Annotated in this window: 13 protein-coding genes; 8 read left to right on the top strand and 5 right to left on the bottom strand. The window is 65.6% G+C overall.

The window, feature by feature from the left end; all coding sequences use genetic code 11:
* Positions 1-14: 14 nt before the first annotated feature.
* A complete protein-coding gene (locus ACH2CY_RS16615) occupies positions 15-815 on the bottom strand; it encodes a sulfite exporter TauE/SafE family protein (RefSeq protein ID WP_395020428.1) in 801 nt (266 codons plus the stop codon).
* Between the two features lie 603 nt (positions 816-1,418).
* On the opposite strand from ACH2CY_RS16615, the gene ACH2CY_RS16620 reads away from it, so the two are divergent.
* From ACH2CY_RS16620 to ACH2CY_RS16645, 6 genes are all read left to right on the top strand, one after another.
* On the top strand, positions 1,419-2,753 hold the full coding sequence (locus ACH2CY_RS16620; RefSeq protein WP_395020429.1) for an O-antigen ligase family protein: 1,335 nt from the start codon (positions 1,419-1,421) through the stop codon (positions 2,751-2,753).
* Positions 2,750-3,928: an endo-1,4-beta-xylanase gene (locus ACH2CY_RS16625; RefSeq protein ID WP_395020430.1), complete on the top strand. Its 1,179-nt coding sequence runs from the start codon at positions 2,750-2,752 to the stop codon at positions 3,926-3,928. Before ACH2CY_RS16620 ends, ACH2CY_RS16625 begins: the two co-directional genes overlap by 4 nt.
* A gap of 148 nt (positions 3,929-4,076) precedes the next feature.
* Positions 4,077-5,018 carry an ABC transporter permease gene (locus ACH2CY_RS16630; protein WP_395020431.1) on the top strand — a complete coding sequence of 314 codons (942 nt, stop codon included), beginning with the start codon at positions 4,077-4,079 and terminating at the stop codon, positions 5,016-5,018.
* Complete coding sequence (locus tag ACH2CY_RS16635; RefSeq protein WP_395020432.1) at positions 5,015-5,887, top strand: ABC transporter permease; 873 nt, start codon at positions 5,015-5,017, stop codon at positions 5,885-5,887. The genes ACH2CY_RS16630 and ACH2CY_RS16635 overlap by 4 nt, the downstream gene beginning before the upstream one ends.
* Positions 5,888-5,895: 8 nt before the next feature.
* Entirely contained in the window at positions 5,896-8,001 is a 2,106-nt protein-coding gene (locus tag ACH2CY_RS16640) for a dipeptide ABC transporter ATP-binding protein (RefSeq protein WP_395020433.1), read from the top strand.
* Positions 8,002-8,069: 68 nt separating this feature from the next.
* Positions 8,070-9,101: an isopenicillin N synthase family dioxygenase gene (locus ACH2CY_RS16645; protein ID WP_395020434.1), complete on the top strand. Its 1,032-nt coding sequence runs from the start codon at positions 8,070-8,072 to the stop codon at positions 9,099-9,101.
* 62 nt (positions 9,102-9,163) lie between these two features.
* Here ACH2CY_RS16645 and ACH2CY_RS16650 read toward each other — a convergent pair whose 3' ends face one another.
* From ACH2CY_RS16650 to ACH2CY_RS16665, 4 genes are all read right to left on the bottom strand, one after another.
* The gene (locus ACH2CY_RS16650) at positions 9,164-10,858 is read right to left on the bottom strand and encodes an ABC transporter substrate-binding protein (protein ID WP_395020435.1); all 1,695 of its coding nucleotides are present in this window, start codon (positions 10,856-10,858) and stop codon (positions 9,164-9,166) included.
* Positions 10,859-11,039: 181 nt separating this feature from the next.
* Positions 11,040-11,804, bottom strand: a complete 765-nt coding sequence (locus ACH2CY_RS16655) for an SDR family NAD(P)-dependent oxidoreductase (protein ID WP_395020436.1) — start codon at positions 11,802-11,804, stop codon at positions 11,040-11,042.
* Between the two features lie 12 nt (positions 11,805-11,816).
* Positions 11,817-12,947: an NAD(P)/FAD-dependent oxidoreductase gene (locus ACH2CY_RS16660; protein ID WP_395020437.1), complete on the bottom strand. Its 1,131-nt coding sequence runs from the start codon at positions 12,945-12,947 to the stop codon at positions 11,817-11,819.
* The gene (locus ACH2CY_RS16665; protein WP_395020438.1) at positions 12,944-14,155 is read right to left on the bottom strand and encodes a fumarylacetoacetate hydrolase family protein; all 1,212 of its coding nucleotides are present in this window, start codon (positions 14,153-14,155) and stop codon (positions 12,944-12,946) included. The genes ACH2CY_RS16660 and ACH2CY_RS16665 overlap by 4 nt, the downstream gene beginning before the upstream one ends.
* A gap of 101 nt (positions 14,156-14,256) precedes the next feature.
* Here ACH2CY_RS16665 and ACH2CY_RS16670 point away from each other — a divergent pair, with 101 nt between their 5' ends.
* Positions 14,257-15,270, top strand: a complete 1,014-nt coding sequence (locus tag ACH2CY_RS16670) for an aldo/keto reductase (protein WP_395020439.1) — start codon at positions 14,257-14,259, stop codon at positions 15,268-15,270.
* 8 nt (positions 15,271-15,278) lie between these two features.
* Positions 15,279-16,034: an SDR family oxidoreductase gene (locus tag ACH2CY_RS16675; protein ID WP_395020440.1), complete on the top strand. Its 756-nt coding sequence runs from the start codon at positions 15,279-15,281 to the stop codon at positions 16,032-16,034.
* Positions 16,035-16,042 lie beyond the last annotated feature (8 nt).

The raw sequence follows: 16,042 nt of genomic DNA on the forward strand, positions 1-16,042 counted from the left end.
AGCAATCAGATTTCTCAAGGCATCACCGACCCAAGCAATCGCACCGCCACCAGAGCGAGGACTGCGGCGAGCGTCAGGCGCAGGATTCGCTCTGGAATCTTCATCACCAGGGCGGAGCCGAGGACAATCCCCGGAAGCGACCCCAGTAGCAGGGCAACCAGGAGCATGAGATCGATAGTACCGAGCATCAAATGACCGATGCCAGCCACCAAGGTAAGCGGCACGGCATGGGCGATGTCGGAACCGGTGATCTTAGAAGCGGGAAGCTCCGGATAGAGCAGAATGAGCGCCGTGGCGCCAAGCGCCCCGGCTCCGACCGACGAAATGGAGACCAGCACGCCGAGCGCGATACCGACGACAACCGTCAGTCGGAACAGCAGTCGCTCCGGCAATATGCCGATGCGCTCCATGTAGAATGCCGTGAATCGGCGGCGGAAGACCAAGGCAAGCGCGGTAAACATCAAGGCAACGCCGAGCGCGACGACGAACAGCGTGTTGCCCGCAGCGCTGTCCATGTCGAGATAATAGAGCATGAGCAGAGTTAGCACCGACGCAGGCAAGCTGCCGAGACACAACCGACGCACGACCGGCCAGTCCACTGTCCGGTTCAGGCCGTGAACCAGAACGCCGCCCGTCTTGGTGACGCAGGCGTAAAGCAGGTCGGTGCCGACCGCGGCTCCCGGCGCGACCCCGAAGAGCAGGATCAAGACCGGAGTCATCAGCGATCCGCCGCCGACCCCGGTCAGGCCCACCAGCAGCCCAACACAGAACCCCGACGCCACGTAGAGTGGGCTGATATCCGACGGAAAATCCATTGCTTGGCTATGCCGGCTCGGCTGCTCGTAAGGCGCCGCCATGCCGCGCCGATGCCGTCGGCGCAGTGAGTTGGTGCGGCACACCAAGTCGTTGCCTGCCCATCGCCGGTGCGGTCAATTCTGTACAATGGTGATCAGCCATTTCGAGACCCGCCTTGCGCAAGAAATTCAAGATCGATCAGGTTTTTGTCCAATGGAATCTCGTTATATTGCACCGCAGCACGCCTATCCATACAAATTGATCGGCGGGGGAGATTTGATCGGGGCCGAGGGTCAGCCCGCGCATCGGAGCTCAAGCTTGGCATCAGCGCCGGAGCAACGGTCCAATTCCCATTTGGTTCATCGTGGCTGTCCCTTGCCGCGAGACCTGGGCGGGCATGAAGCCACGCCGATATCTTGCGTTTCGGTCGCAGGAATGCAGGTTTCGACACCGGTGCCCCCGGCCGCTATAGTCTGGATCGCCTTGAATCTACGTGGTTCTTCGCCTATGGATGACCAGGAGCTGACGCGATGACCGACCAAGCGAGCGCTCCGTCCGCGCCACCCCCGGCGCGCGCGGGCCTTGCCTTTCGCAAGCGGCGACCGGTTACCCAGGCACAAAGTGTGAATACCCACCGTGCGGGGTTGATCGAAGGCGGCTTTGTAATCTTTTCGGTTGCAGTTTTCCTGGGCCTTTCCAACCTCGGCCGGACCACCGACCCCAACGGCGGCCCCCAGCACAACCCGCTGAACACCGGGCTCTACCTTGTCGTGCTGGTCGGGGTCGGCCTGCTGCTCTGGATGCGCCGGCGCGAGGTGATACCGCTGCTGGCCAGCAGCAAGCTGATCTGGATCTTCATGGCCTGGGCCACCGCCTCGATCGTCTGGTCGCTCGATGCGAACCTCGCCGTGCGGCGGCTGATCCTGTTCTATGCGCCGCTCCTGGTGGCGCTTTATGCCGCCGCACGTTTCGACCCCTCGACCACGATCAAGCTGTCCGGCTGGGCCTATTTCTGGACCATCTTCGTTTCGGCCGCGGTCGCGATACTCCTTCCCAACATCGGCGTGATGAAGGACAGCTGGGAGGCGCTGAAATGGGCCAACCTGGCGGAGGGCGAGAAGCTCGGCGGCGACTGGTCGGGCATCCTCGGCCACAAGAACGTGCTCGGTTTCGCGACGCTGGCCAACACGCAGGTCTTCGCCTGGCGCTGGTATGTCGAACGCGACAAGCGCTGGCTGTTCGGCCCGATCATCCTGTTCGGCATCTTCGTCGCCTACAAGAGCCACTCCGCCACCTCGGCGCTGCTGATCGCGCTCACGCTCGGCACCTATTTCTTTGTCCACGTGCTGCGGAAGGCGCGGCGGCTGCGCGGCCTGATATTCTTCGCGATGTTCGTGGTCGCGGCCGCGGTGCTGGTTGCCGCGCTCATGCTGCCCGACCAGTTCACGGCGCTGGTCGGCAAGGACGCAACCCTGACCGGCCGCGTGCCGATCTGGATCGTCGTACTGGACCACGTGATCCCGAGCCGCCCGATCTTCGGCTGGGGCTTCAACACCTATTTCATTCCGGCAAATCCCGACTATTTGCGGCTGGTCGGCATCGTCGGCTGGCCGGCGCCGCATGCCCATAACGGATATCTCAACCTCGCGGTCGAGCTCGGCATTCCGGGCGCGGTGCTGGGCACGCTGATCCTGCTTCGCTTGATTGCCGGCGCGGTGCGGCGATTGGACGATGACAGAGCACCCTGGGTGCTGAATGTGCTGGTCTTCGCCGTCACCTTCGCCATCCTCAACATGGTCGAATCCAGCCTGCTGCGGATCAGCGACAATTGGGAGTTCGCCCTGTTGTTCTGCTGCTTCGTCCTCTGGAGGCACCAGGCGTTGAGTCGCCCCAAGGCGCGCCCGGCGGCGCGGCGCTGGAGCGCCTTCAAATCGAACGAGACCAAGGAGTCCAAATGAGCCGGTTCCCCCATGCGATCGGACGCCGCAGCTTCCTCGCCGCCTCCGCGGCGGCGGTGGCGATCGGGCCGGGCTGCGCCGGCGCCGACACGCCGCCGCCGGGACTGGCGACGCGGCCGGGGCTCGGCGCCATCGCGGCGTCGAAGAACATCCTGTTCGGCGCCTGCTCGCGCGGGCTCATTCCGGAGAACGGGCCGTTCCGGGTCGGCAACGACGCAGCCTATTCGGCGCTGTTCCAGCATGAATGCCGGATGCTGACCACCGAATACGAAGTGAAGATGCCGAACACGCGGCCACGCCCCGACACCTGGGATTTCGACGCCGCCGACATGCTGCTGGACTATGCCACCAAGAGCGGCATGGCCTTCCGCGGGCATTGCCTGCTCTGGTCCAGCGTCATGCCCAAGTGGTTCGCGCAGGAGGTCGATGCCGGCAACGCCGAGGCCTTCATCACCGACCATATCCACAAGGTCGCCGGCCGCTATGCCGGGCGCGTCATCTCCTGGGACGTGGTGAACGAGGCGATCACCGACGGCGACGAGGCCGCCGAGGACGGATTGCGCAGAGGCCCGCTCTACGATCTCATGGGCCCGCGCTATCTCGACATCGCCTTCAAGGCGGCGCACGAGGCCGACCCGAAGTCGCTGCTCTGCCTCAACCAGGACGCGGTCGAATACGATGTCGATTCCCAGGACTATCGCCGCGAGAAAACGCTCGGGCAGCTGCGCCGCCTGCTCGACGCCAAGGTGCCGATCCACGCGCTCGGCATCCAGTCGCATCTGGAGCCGGGCTGGCTCAAGTTCACGCCGGAAGTCTTGAGCAAGTTCCTCGACGACGTGGCGGCGCTGGGCCTCAAGGTCTTCATCACCGAGCTCGATGTCGTCGACCGGCGCCTGCCCGCCGACATTCCGGCCCGCGACCAGGGCGCCGCCGCTGCGGTGCAGGAGTTCCTCGCCGTGGTCCTGCCGCATCCCGCGGTCGCGATGATCAACAGCTGGGGCCTTTCCGACCGCTACAACTGGATCGAGGATTCCGGCATGCGCCGCAAGGACGGCCGACGCTCGCGCGCGCAGCTGTTCGACGACGATCTCGCGCCCAAGCCGGTCTATCAGGCAGTCGTCGACGCGCTCAACGCCGCCCCGGCGCGCAGCGCGCCGCTGACGCTGCTGCCCTGAGCGACCGAAGGGAATGCCGGCAGCCTGATTTCTCATCGGAGTTCCATGCAATCTCCTGGAAATCCGGCAAAATTCCTGTTCTAGTGACCCCACAAAAGCCGCCGGAGCAACCGGCGAAGGTCATGAAAACAGGGGCAGTTCGACCGGAATGCTGGCGTTTCTCGGCAAGCGTCTCCTCTCGCTGATCTTCACCATGCTGGCGGTTTCCGTCCTGGTGTTCGCTGCCTTCGAGTTCACGCCCGGCCAGGTCGCGCGCAAGGTGCTCGGGCCCTTCGCCACCCAGGACCAGGTCGATCAGCTGACCGAACGGATGGGCCTCAACCGGCCGGTGCATGAACGCTACTTCGAGTGGCTCGGCAACACCGTTTCCGGCGATCTCGGCACTTCGACGCTCTACAAGACCGAGGTCAACAACATCATCTGGGACCGGCTCGGCAATACCCTGCTGCTGGCCGCCGTCGCCTTCGTCATCATCGTCGTGCTGTCGATCGTGCTCGGCATCGCCGCCGGCATGCGCGAGGGCTCGAAGCTCGACCGCAGCATATCGGTTGCCAGCATCGTCACCACCTCGGTCCCGGAGTTCGCCTCCGGCGTCTTCCTGGCCAGCATCTTCGTGATCTGGCTGGGCGTGCTGCCCGGCACCTCGCCGCTGGAATCCGGCGGGCAATGGTCGATCGCCGCCCAGCTCGTGCTGCCCGTCGCCGTGATGGTGCTCTATGACCTCGGCTACGTCGTGCGCATGGTGCGCGCCTCCATGGTCGAGGTGATGACCAAGCCCTATATCCGCACCGCGATCCTCAAAGGCCTCTCCTTCAGGCAGGTAATCCTGAAGCACGCGCTCAGGAACGCGATGATCGCGCCCTTCACCGTGATCCTGCTGCAGATCAACTACCTGATCACCGGCGTCGTCGTGGTCGAGGCGGTGTTCGCCTATCCCGGCTTCGGCCGGATGCTGCTGGAGGCGGCGCTGGCCCAGGACATCGCCGTGGTGGAAGCGGCTTCGCTGTTCGCCGTCTTCGTCACCGTGATGACCCAGATCCTCGGCGATCTCGGTTACATGTACCTCAATCCCCGGATCCGCTTCGCATGACGACCGCGACCGCTCAGCCCGCGCGACCGGGTTTCACGCGGCGCAGCTGGGCCCGGATCCGGCTGCTGAAGGAATCGCCGGTCGGCATGATCGGCGCCTTCCTGGTGCTGTTCTGGGTGCTGGTGGCGATCGTGGCGCCCTGGATCGCGCCGCACGATCCCAATGAAAGCAACATGGATGCGCTGATCGACCCCACGCCGACCGCGGTCAACTGGCTCGGCACCGACAACCAGGGCCGCGACATCCTCTCCAGGATCATCTGGGGCTCGCGTACCGTGCTGGTCGTGGCGCCGATCGCCGTCATCGTCGCCTATACCCTCGGCAGCCTGCTGGGCCTGCTGGCCGGCTACTATCGCGGCTGGGTCGACCAGGTCATCAACCGGATCGCCGACATCATCCTCTCCTTCCCGGCGATCATCCTCTACATCATCGTCATCATGCGCCTCGGGCCTTCGGCGGCGAACATCATCATGGCCGTGGTCTTCATCGCAACCCCGCAGATCGTGCGCATCGTCCGCGGCATGACACTCGAGCTGCGCGAGCACGACTATGTCGCCGCGGCCAAGATGCGCGGGGAATCGCCGTTCTACATCATGCTGGCGGAGATCCTGCCCAACGCCCGCGGCCCGCTGATCGTCGATGCCTGCCTGCGCATGGGCTACACCACGATCACCATCGGCGTTCTCGGCTTCCTGGGCCTCGGCCTGCCGCCGCCGGATCCTGATTGGGGTGGTATGGTGAAAGACACTTATGCGATGATGACCATCTACCCGCATATGTCGTTGTTCCCCGCGCTGGCGATCTCCTCGCTGGTGGTCGGGTTCAGCCTGCTGGCCGACGGCATCCGCGAAATCAGCCTGAGGGATTGAGGCCTGGGATGACCGCAACAGCCGCGCGCACAGCGTCTTCCCAGCCGCCGACCGGCCCGCGGCTGGTCAAGCCGAAGCCGATCCTCGAGCTGAAGAATGTCGCCATCTCCTACCTGGTGCGGGCCGGCGAATTGAAGGTCGTGCCCAATGTCAGCCTGACCCTGCACGAGGGCGAGGCCCTGGGCCTGGTCGGTGAGTCCGGCTGCGGCAAGTCGACGCTCGCCTACGCGATCATGCGCTATCTCGGCGGCGCGGGGCGGCTGTCCGGCGGCCAGATCCTGTTCGAAGGCCGCGACATGGGCAAGATGTCGGACGCGGAGCTGCGGCAGATCCGCGGCAGCCGCATGGCCATGGTCTATCAGGACCCGATGAGCAGCCTCAACCCGGTCATTCCGATCGGCCGGCAGCTGATGGAAGTCCCGCTGATCCACTCCGGCGCAACCGAAGCCGAGGCCCGGCAGCGCGCCCTCACCATGCTGGCCGAGGTGAAGCTGCCCGATCCAGAGGCGATCTTCGACCGCTACCCGCACCAGCTCTCCGGCGGCCAGCAACAGCGCGTGGTGATCGCCATGGCGCTGATGGCGGAGCCCTCGCTGCTGGTGATGGACGAGCCCACCACCGGGCTCGACGTGACGGTGGAAGCAGCGGTGCTGGACCTGGTCGCGACCTTGCGGCGCAAGCACAACACCGCGATCGTCTTCATCAGCCACAACCTTGGCACCGTGGTCCGGGTCTGCGACCGCATCGGTGTCATGTATGCCGGCGAGCTGGTGGAGGAAGGCCCGATCACCGAGGTGTTCCGCGACCCCAGCCATCCCTATACCCGCGGCCTGTTGAACGCGATCCCGAGCCTGAACGCGGACAAGCGCAGCAGCCCGCTCTCGGCCATTCCCGGCCAGGTGCCGCCGATCCTGGCGCGGCCGAAGGGCTGCGTCTTCGCGCCGCGCTGCGTCTATGTCGAGCCCGGCCGCTGCACCTCGAAGCCGATCGATACCCAGTTCTACGGCGAGACCGGGCTGCATCGCGTGAAATGCGTGCGCACCCGCGAGCTGCCGCGGCACAGCCGGCCCACCGCGGCCAACGCCAACCAGGCCGGCGATCCCAGCGCGGCCGAGCCCATGCTGCGGATCGGGCATCTCGAGAAGGCCTATCATCAATCGGCCAGCGTCTTCGGCGGCAGCGGCTACGAAGTCCACGCGGTGGACGGCATCGATCTCGAAGCCGGGCGCGGCACCACGCTCGCCATCGTCGGCGAATCCGGCTGCGGCAAATCGACCTTCGCCAAGGTACTGACCGGCATCGAGCAATCAACCGGCGGCACGGTGCAGCTGGCCGGCGCGGAGATCGGCAAGACGCCGGTCGAGGCGCGCGACGCCGCCACCAAGCGCGCGATCCAGATGGTGTTCCAGAATCCGGACAGCACGCTCAACCCCAGCCACAGCATCGGCTACGTGCTGTCGCGCGCGATCCGCAAGCTCCGGGGCATCAGCTCACGCCAGGCCCGGGAGGAGACCGAGGCGCTGCTGCAGACCGTCAACCTGCCGACCGAGTTCGCCAACCGCAAGCCGCGCCAGCTTTCCGGCGGTCAGAAGCAGCGCGTCGCGATCGCCCGGGCGCTCGCCGGTGAGCCGGAGCTGATCCTGGCCGACGAGCCGGTCTCGGCGCTCGACGTCTCGGTCCAGGCGGCGATCATTAACCTGCTGGTCGATATCCAACAGAAGCGCGGCTCCACCATGCTGTTCATCTCGCATGATCTCTCGGTGGTGCGCTATCTCGCCGACCATGTCGCGGTCATGTATCTCGGCAAGGTGATGGAGTTCGGCAAGGTCGCCGACGTCTTCGCGCCGCCCTATCACCCCTATACCGAGGCATTGATGTCGGCGGTGCCGATCGCCGACCCGGATGTGAAGCGCGAGCGCATCATCCTCGAAGGCGCCATCCCGAGCCCGACCGAGCGACCCAAGGGCTGTCCCTTCGCCACCCGCTGCCACCGCAAGGTCGGCCCGATCTGCGACGAGCAGGTCCCGCCCGACCAGCGGACCGAGGACGGTCATCGCATCGCCTGCCATATTCCGCTGGAAGAGCTGAAGGCCGCCGAGCGCCTGGCCTTCTGATTTCACGTTCCGGCGGCGGAAAGTATTTTTCTCTTGGCCAAGCGCCATCGCCGGTTAATCTTGCCGGCATGAAAGAACTGCCGACCCTCGATCTCCGCCGTTTCGCCGGGTCTGACCGCGCCGCCTTTCTGGCCGAGCTGCGCCGGACCGCGCGCGAGATCGGCTTCTTCTACGTGACCGGCCATGGCGTGCCGGAAACCGTACCGGCGGCCGTGCTCGACGCCTCGCGCCGCTTCTTCGCCTTGCCCGAGGCCGAGAAGCTAAAAGTCGAGATGGTGCATTCGCCGCATTTCCGCGGCTACAACCGGCCCGGCTGGGAACTCACCCGCGGCAAGCCTGATTGGCGCGAGCAATTCGACCTCGCGGCCGAGCGTCCCAGCCTGCCCCGCGATACCGGCCTGCCCGCCTGGTCGCGGCTGCAGGGACCCAACCAGTGGCCGGAGGCGGTGCCGGGCTTCCGCGCGGCGATGCTGCGCTGGCAGGACGAGGCGACCGGGCTCTCGATCCGCCTGATCCAGGCCTTCGCCGCCGCGCTGGACCAGTCGGAAGACGTCTTCGCGCCGATCTACAACGACCTGCCGAACCAGCGGATCAAAATCATCCGCTATCCCGGCCGCGACGCGACCGACTATGACCAGGGCGTCGGCGCGCACAAGGACAGCGGCTTCGTCACCGTGCTGCTGCAGGACACGGCGCGGGGCCTCGAGGTCGAGACGCCGGATGGCTGGATCGAGGCGCCGCCCAAGCCCGGCACCTTCGTCATCAACATCGGCGAGCTGCTGGAGATGGCCTCGAACGGCTATCTGAAGGCGACCATGCACCGCGTCGTCAGCCCGCCGGCCGGCGAGGAGCGGCTGTCCGTCGCCTTCTTCCTCGGCGCCAAACTCGATGCGACCGTGCCCGTGCTCGACCTGCCGCCGCATCTGGCAGCGGAAGCCCGCGGCGTGACCCAGGACCCGATGAACCCGCTGTTCAAGGAAGTCGGCCGCAACTACTTGAAGAGCCGCATCCGCTCGCATCCCGACGTCGCCCGGGCGCATTACGCCGACCTGCTGACGGCCGAAGAGCTGCGCGCGACCGGTCCCGGCTCGGCTTACTAGCCAAAGGAAAACGGCGGCCCGGTTGCCCGGGCCGCCGCTCTTGTCTCAAACCGAAGCGCCGATCAGGCCTCTTCGTACCACCACTCTTCGGCAAAGTAGTAGTCGGTCGGGTGCGGCGTGAAGCCCTTCAGCCGCTTGTCGAAGGGCTGGAACACCGCGCGCCAGAGCGGGAGCGCGATCGGGCCGTCCTCGTCCATCAGCTCCTCGATCTCCTTCATGACGACCTTGCGCTTCTCGACGTCGAGAATGCCCTCGGCCTTGGTGATCAGCTCGTCGAACTTCGGGTTGGCGTAGTTGCTCTCGTTCCAGGCGACCCCGGTGCGATAGGCGAGACCCAGCACCATCACGCCGAGCGGGCGGTGGGTCCAGGTGGTGAAGCCGAACGGCACCGTGGTCCAGACGTCCCAGTACTGGGCGGACGGCAGCACTTCGAGCTTCACCCGGATGCCGGCCTTCCCCCACATCTGGACCATCGCCTGGGCGGCGGTCGGCTCCCAGTCCGGATCCTTCTTGCACTGCATGGTCACGTCGATGCCGTCCGGATGGCCGGCTTCGGCAAGCAGCTTCTTGGCGCCTTCCGGATCGTTGTACTTGAAGTCGGTCTTCACGTATTCCGGATGGACCGGCGCAACGTGATGACTCTCGCCCGGCGCACCCAGCCCACGATGCGCAATCTTCAGCGCCGCTTCCGGATCGATCGCCATGCGGACCGCCTTGCGGACTTTCGGATTGTCGAAGGGCGCCTTGTCGACATGCATGCGGGCGACGGCGGTTTGCGCCGTGGTGACCGTGTGCACTTCGACATGCGGCAGTTTCTTGCACTGCTCGAAGATCTTGATGTCCGGATCGTAGAGGCCGTCCACCTGCTTCGACGCCAGCGCGGCGAACTTGGTCGCGGGATCGTCGCCGAGGTCGATGAAATGGACTTCGTCGAGATAGGGACCTTCGCCCCAATAATCCTTCCGCGCCTTCAGCACCGCCTTCTTGCCGACCTCGATCTCGGTCGGCTCAAAAGCGCCGGTGCCTATCGCGCCGACTCCCCATTTGCCGTCATCCTTCGGATGCAGGACCAAAGCCGGGTAGTGGAACAGATTCTCGGGCATCGCCAGCATGGCCGACTGCCCGTGCAGGACCACGGTGTGGTCGTCCTTCTTCTCGATCGCATTGGCATCCCAGAGTTCGGTGGTCATCTTGGGATTGCCCTTGTCGTCCTTCTCGCCGGTATCCTTGTCCTTGAGCATGAAGCCCTTGAACAGGCCGAGCACCGAGGAGCCCACCGCGGGGTCGAGCCAGCGCGAGATGTTCCAGACGACGTGGTCGGCAACGAAAGCGTCGCCGTTCGACCACTTCACGTCCTTGCGCAGCTTCAAGGTCCACGTCTTCAGATCCTCGCTCGCTTCCCACTCGGACAGGCATGGACGCGTGACGTTGTCGCCGCCCGTCCGGGTCAGGTAGTCGTTCGCCTGGCGGACGATATTGGAGTCATAGACCCAGGAGAAGGTCGCGGGGTTGTCCACCGCGGGCACGCGCGCGCCGATCTTGACGATGCCGCCCTTCTTGGGGGTCGCCGCCTTGGCGGAGCCGACCAGCGGCTCACCCAGCACCTTGCCGGCGATCGAATAGGCCAGAGGCGCCGACATGCCGAGCAGAGTCACCGTACGAAGAAATTCGCGCCGGTCGATGCGGCGCTGCTCGAGCGCCTCGACCATTCCCGGAATCGCTGGATGATGGCGATCCGGATCGTTCCGATAAGCCATTTTGATCTCCCTGTTCACGCAGCTACATGATGCCGGTCTCGCGAGATCGAGGCCCCGCTTATGCCGGGACAGCCAGCTTAAACCCTGGCTTTCCGGCCACAAACGCCGAAAATTCGATAGCAAAATGACATATCAAGATGACTTCGGCGCATAAGTTAATCCTGGTCCGAACCAATCGCGCCTAGCCCGCCACCGAGTAGCCGCCGTCGATGGTGATCGCCGAGCCGGTGACGTAACTGGAGGCCTCGCTGGCCAGGAACACTGCGAGTCCTGCGAACTCGTCGGGTCGGCCCCAGCGGCCGGCCGGCGTGCGCGTGTGTACCTTTTCGTCCAGGCCTTCCATCTGCTCGCGGGCCGCCACGGTGAGCTCTGTGTCGAACCAGCCGGGCAGGATCACATTCACCTGAATGTTGTCCTTGGCCCATGCCACCGCCAAGGACTTGGTGATCTGCACCACCGCGCCCTTGCTGGCGGCATAGGGCAGGCTCAGGGGCCCTCCGAACACCGACATCAGCGACCCGATGTTGATGATCTTGCCGCCGCCCACTTTCTTCATCTCCGGATAGACCGCCTGGCAGCAGGCGAAGACGCCGGTCAGGTTGATGTTCATCACCTTGTGCCACTCGGCATCGGTATAGGTCTCCGGGCGCTTGCGGATCGCGATGCCGGAGCAGTTCACCAGGATGTCGATGCGCCCGAGCTTGGCCGCGACCGCCGCGATCATCTTGCGGCAATCGTCCTCGCTGCCGGCGTCGAACTTGAAGAAGGTCGCTTCAGAACCGAGCTTCTCGATCTCGGCAATGGCGCCCTTGGCTTTCGCTTCGTTCTGCGCGGCAATCGCGATATTCGCGCCGGCCTGGGCCAGGCCCTTCGCCATGCCGAGACCGATACCGCCGTTGCCGCCGGTCACGATCGCGACCTTGCCCTTGAGATCGAAGAATTTCATGGATGCTCTCCCCTATGCGCGTCTTTGGATCCGATCGCTTTCGCCGATGAGGCCGGCGACATGCTCGGCGATCGCCAGGCAGGACGTCAGCCCCGGCGATTCGATGCCGAACAGATTGACCAGGCCCGGCACGCCGTGCTGCGCCGGCCCCTCGATGCGAAAATCGAGAACGGGCGCGCCGGCCGGCCCGAGCTTCGGGCGGATGCCCGCATAATCCGGCGCCAGCGCTCCGTCGGGCAGGTCCGGCCAGTAGCGGCGGATATCGGCGTAGAAGCTGTCGCCGCGCCGTGGATCGACCGCGTATTGCGGGCTGTCCACCCATTCGACATCGGGCCCGAAGCGCGCGCGCCCGGCGAGATCGAGGGTCATATGCGTGCCGAGCCCGCCCGGCACCGGGATCGGATAGATCAACCGGCTGAACGGCGCCTTGCGGGTGAGACGGAAATAGTTGCCCTTGGCGAACCAGAGCGGCGCCGCGTGTTGCGGCGCCAGGCCTTTCAAGGCCCGCGCCAGGTCCAGGGCGCCGAGGCCGGCGGCATTGATCACGGTTCGCGCCTGGAGCTGCATCGGCTCCGCGCCACCGACGGAAAGACGGATCCCGTCATTGCGCAATTCGCCGGCCACGACCGGCGCCTTCAGCACGACGAAACCACCCGCGTCCTCGAGGTCGCCTTCCAGCGCCAGCATCAGCTGGTGCGCATCGACGATCCCGGTCGAGGGCGAGAGCACGGCGGCGACGCAGACCAGCTGCGGCTCGAGCGCCATCGCGGCGTCGCCGGTCAGCCAGACCAGGTCATCGACACCGTTGAGCTCGCCCTGCTCCTTGATCTTGGCGAGCTTCGGAATCTCCGCCGGCTCGGCGGCGACGATCAGCTTGCCGAGCCGGGCATGTGGAACGCCGTGCTCCACACAGTAGCGATAAAGCATCGCGCGGCCGGCGACGCAGAGCGTGGTCTTCAGGCGCCGCGGCAGGTTGTAGATGCCGGCGTGGATGACCTCGGAATTGCGCGAGCTGGTCTCGCTGCCGATCGCGTCATGCCGCTCCAGCACAAGCACCTCGCGCCCGTCCAGCGCCAGGCGGCGGGCGATCGCGAGGCCGATGACCCCGGCGCCGACGACGACTGCGTCGACGCTTTCCGTCATCCGAGCAGCTGCCGGTGCACGAGATTGCGCATCAGCGCGTTGATGCCGAAGCTCCAGGGCGCGATCTTGTCGGAGTGATCGACCCGGTTCCACAAGGTGCCGAGCTTGGGCGAGGAAATGCTGACCGCATCGCCGACATGATGGGTGAAGCCCATGCCCGGCTTCTCGCGGTCCTGCACCGGCGCGAACATGGTGCCGCAGAACAGCATGAAGCCGTCGGGATACTGATGCGTCGCGTTCAGCGCCTGGCCGGCGAGATCGAGCGGGTCGCGACTGATCTTCGCCATGCTGCTGGAGCCTTCCATCACGAAGCCGTCGGTGCCGATCACCTTGACCGTGATGACGGCTTGCCGCGCATCGTCGATGCTGAAGCCGGCATCGAACAGGCGCACGAAGGGTCCGATCGCGGAGGAGGCATTGTTGTCCTTGGCCTTGCCGAGCAGCAGGGCCGAGCGGCCTTCGAAGTCGCGCAGGTTCACGTCGTTGCCCAGCGTGATGCCGACCACCTCGCCGCGGCTGTTCGAGGCCAGCACCACTTCCGGCTCCGGGTTGCTCCACTGCGACTTCGGGTGCAAGCCGATATCGGCGCCGAGGCCCACGGAAGCCATGGAGGGGCATTTGGTGAAGATCTCGGCATCGGGGCCGATGCCGACTTCGAGATACTGCGACCAAGCGCCGGCGGCGAGCAGCACGTCCTTCACCTTCTGCGCCTCGGGCGAGCCCGGCTTCACGGTCGCGAGGTTGTCGCCGATGATGCCGGTGATGCGTTTGCGGATCTCCTCGGCCTTGGTCCAGTCGCCGCGCGCCTGCTCCTCGATCACCCGCTCCAGCATCGACGCCACGAAGGTGACGCCGGCCGCCTTCACCGCCTGCAGGTCGCAGGGTGCCACCAGCCAGGGCTGCATCGGGTCGCGCTGGCGCTCGTCGCTGTTGGCGATCAGCGCCTCGACCGAGGCGATCTCCGGCAAACCGGCGGCGGCCTGCAGGGTCGCGGCGACATGGTCGATCTCGAAGAGGGCGCTCAAGGTGGGCGCGACGCGGCTGATGTCGATGGCCCGCCCGCGGCGGATCAAGATCGGCGTTGGGCCGCCCACCGCCGGGTCCCAGATGCGGCCGACCAGGGTCGCGCGGTCGGCGTCTTGCGGGAGGATTTCCGCGACGGTGAGGCCGCCCAATTTTGCACCAGGATTGGTCCCCGTATTCGTCATCCGCATTCCCTTCTGAGGCCCCGAAAACCGGGCTTTATTTGGGGGAGACCTTTTCATATTGTACGGCAATTGTCAGGGTCAGTTTTCCGGTAAAAAGCAGGATGAGCCAGTTCGAGAGCCGGCCGATCGGCCGCACCCAGCTCAAGGTCACCGGGTTCGGCCAAGGCGGCGCGCCTTTGGGTGGCCACCGCGCGCCAACCCCGTGGCCGCAGGCCGAGGCGGTCATGGATTTCGCCTGGGCGAACGGCATCCGCTACTACGACACCGCGCCGTTCTACGGCTACGGCCTCAGCGAGCACTACTTCGGCAACGCGCTCCGGAAGCACAGGCGCGAGGACTTCGTGCTCTCGACCAAGGTCGGGCGCCTGCTTCGGCCGCGCGTCACGCCTTATGACCCGAGCGATCTCTGGAAGGAGCCTTTGCCCTTCGAGCCGGAGTTCGACTACGGCTACGATGGGATGATGCGCTCCTTCGAGGACAGTCTGCAGCGCCTGGGGCTCAACAAGATCGACATCCTGCTGATGCACGATCTCGGCGTCGGCGATCACGGCGACAGCCACGCCAAGCATATGAAGGCCGCCATGGAAGGCGGCTACAAGGCGCTCTCCGAGCTGCGCGCGGCGGGGAAGATCGGTGCGATTGGCCTGGGCGTCAACGAGTGGCAGGTCTGCATGGAGGCGATGGACTACGGCGATTTCGACGTGTTCCTGCTGGCCGGCCGCTACACGCTCCTCGAGCAAGAAGCGCTGACCTCCTTTCTGCCGGAGTGCCAGAAGCGCGGCACCACGATCGTCATCGGCGGGCCGTTCAACTCCGGCATCCTCGCGACCGGCGCCAAGCCCGGCGTGCACTACGACTACAAGCCGGCGCCGCAGGCGATCCTGGACAAGGTCGCGAAGATCGAGCAGGTCTGCGCCGATCACAAGGTCGCCCTGCCCGCCGCCGCCCTGCAATTCCCGCTGACCCATCCCAGCGTTTGCTCGGTCATTCCGGGCTCGCGCAGCGTGGATGAGCTGAAACGCAACCTCGAGCTGTTCCGCACGCCGATCCCGAAGGCGCTCTGGAGCGACCTGAAGAGCGCGGGCCTCATGCGGCAAGACGCACCGACACCTTAGGAGAAAGCATGGCAAGATTGGCAGGGAAGCGCGCGGTCATCACCGCCGCAGGCCAGGGCATCGGACGGGCGAGCGCGATCGCGTTTGCGCGCGAAGGCGCAAAGGTGGTCGCGACCGACATCAACATGGCGACGCTTGAAAGTCTCAAGGCCGAGGTTGAGGGGATCACCGTTGCCAAGCTCGACGTCCTGGATGCAGGTGCGATCGAGGCCTTCGGAAAGGCGACCGGCAATATCGACGTGCTGTTCAATTGCGCGGGCGTGGTCCATGCCGGCAACATCATGGAAGCGACCGAGGCCGACTGGGACTTCGCCTTCAACCTGAACGCCAAGGCGGCGTTTCGCATGATCCGCGCCTTCCTGCCCGGCATGCTGGCCGCCGGCAAGGGCTCGATCGTCAATATGTCGTCGGTCGCCTCCAGCGTCAAAGGCGTGCCGAACCGCTTCGTCTACGGCGCCAGCAAGGCGGCGACCATCGGCCTCACCAAGGCGGTCGCGGCCGACTATGTCGCCAAGGGCATCCGCTGCAACGCGATCTGCCCCGGCACCGTGCAGTCGCCCTCGCTCGACGAGCGGCTCGCGGCCCAAGGCAAAGCACAAGGCGTCGACACCGAGGAGGTGCGCAAGGCCTTCACCGCCCGCCAGCCGATCGGCCGCGTGGGCACGCCCGAGGAGATCGCCATGCTCGCGGTCTATCTCGCTTCCGATGAATCCGCTTACACGACCGGCACGATCAACGTGATCGACGGCGGCTGGACCAACTAAAGGAGAAA

This window comes from Dongia sp., from assembly GCF_041905885.1.
In the GTDB taxonomy this organism is placed as follows: domain Bacteria; phylum Pseudomonadota; class Alphaproteobacteria; order Dongiales; family Dongiaceae; genus Dongia.